1 protein-coding gene is annotated in these 365 nt (G+C 55.3%); it reads right to left on the minus strand.

Annotated features, from left to right (window positions below; all coding sequences use genetic code 11):
- A partial coding sequence (locus ACTHSP_RS22830) for a thiamine pyrophosphate-binding protein (RefSeq protein WP_440347107.1) occupies positions 1-365 on the minus strand: 365 nt, incomplete at both ends.

Below are 365 nucleotides of genomic sequence, written 5' to 3' on the forward strand. Positions count from 1 at the left end.
ACAACGGGACCAGGACGGCCGCTTGCGGCGATTTGGAAAGCTTTTTTGATGGTGTCTGCCAACTCAGCGATATTGGTCACCAAGAAATTGTGTTTGACACAAGGGCGGGTAATGCCGACTGTATCCACTTCTTGGAATGCGTCTGTCCCGATAAGGGAGTTGCCCACTTGGCCGCTGATGACTACCAACGGAATGGAGTCGCTGTAAGCAGTGGCGATGCCGGTCAGCGCATTGGTCGCGCCTGGGCCGGAAGTTACCAAGGCAACGCCGACTTTGCCGCTGACACGGGCATAGGCATCTGCCGCATGTACGGCTGCCTGCTCGTGGCGAACCAGGATGTGCTTGAATTTATTGAGTTGGAAAAG

The organism is Neisseria sp. P0001.S005, from assembly GCF_051963715.1.